2 pseudogenes are annotated in these 1,380 nt (G+C 60.3%); both read right to left on the reverse strand.

What is annotated here, in order from left to right:
- A pseudogene (locus tag AC07FD_RS18375) lies at window positions 1-187 on the reverse strand (hypothetical protein); the annotation flags it as partial.
- Window positions 188-763: 576 nt separating this feature from the next.
- Window positions 764-931 (reverse strand): annotated as a pseudogene (locus AC07FD_RS18380) (ATP-grasp domain-containing protein); the annotation flags it as partial.
- Window positions 932-1,380: the final 449 nt, after the last annotated feature.

The raw sequence follows: 1,380 nt of genomic DNA on the forward strand, positions 1-1,380 counted from the left end.
CGCTGCGGATGAGTCGATAGGCTTCTTCCTCCAGCGCGCCCGCGGCCGTGGTTTCGGTGCTCGCTTCGCTCTTGCCCATATGTTCTATGCCCGCCCGCCCGGTTCGGCTGCGATCTTTGTCTTGCTGGAACTCAGTCGCGCCGTCTGGCTCGTTACGACCGTGTTGCATGGATTGGCTGGTGAGCACACCGAGCCCATTCGGTGCCTTTGCTTAAGCGATGCGGACGGACTTCGGGCGCCCGAACTCGAGCATCCGGTAAGGCCTGAACGGCGACGGTGACCTCGGTCGCACGACGCCGGTCGGTCCGCGAAGGCAGCGCATTTCCAATCACTCGTTTGAGCCGGCTGATGGCAGCCTCCACCAGGGCACGGCGTGTACCCGGACCGCTTCTGCCATCCCCTGGTTCCATGCTGCGCTTTGTTTTGGAGATACCGGTCGCGCTGAGTCGGCGCAGTCTCGGCCGTATCGCTCGGCACCGCCGTTGATAGCGGCGGGATGATCACGTCAGCGCCTTGTGTCGTGCGGGGCTCGGCCCGCCAGCCGGCAATCGCCTCGTCAGAAAACCAGACGGTAAGGCCTCCGCGCTGGCGCAAGGCAGGGTCATACTCCGCCCAATTCGCCACCCGGTATTGCTGCTTCGAGATGCCGTGACGGCGAGCGGCATTAGCCTCGAACGGCATGGTGGAGATCCGAGATCAGGAGGACGCGGTTCCAATATGCCATGCCACTTCGGCCGCCAAATCGCTCATCCGTACAACAAGGCGTATCGACACGGATCGCCTCAGTGGCTTCCGTCGCAATGTAGTCGTACTGAGCTGGATTAGCCGACAGGGCCATTGGATGAAGACCGAGACGCCGGGCCGCCTGGACGTAGAGCAGACCATTGCCCGGTGTATTGCGTTCAATCAGGATGAGTGTTCTTGTCGCCATTTGTGTTGGCCTTTCGTGGTGTCCGATGCGGCGACATGATGGTAAATCGACCCAGTTTTCAGACGTGTCTGACTTCCGATTTTTGGTCAGTCTGCCATTAGATTGCCAAGCCTTCCCATCTGCTTCGCGAGTCGGGAAAGCGCGATCCTCATGGTGACAGCATTTTCGATGAGCGTGGTCATGAGATGATATCTCCTCGGTCCGCAACGCGCTTGCGGATAACCACGCATCTAGCGTGCCAAAGGGGAACGCCATTTAAAAACAATGAGATATCTCTCATGCTGCTATGTCGCTTGTCCAACATCGTTGGACATCAGACAGCGCGGGGCGCGGTTGGATGGCGCGTAAGCCCCGCCCCGCGAAGGAACCTGTCCGCGGTGGCGTCGCCTTAACTTGGGTTGGGCACGGGATGCCCCCCGATATGGCCTCTTCACGCGGCTGTCGACAAA

It is taken from the genome of Mesorhizobium waitakense (assembly GCF_056431085.1).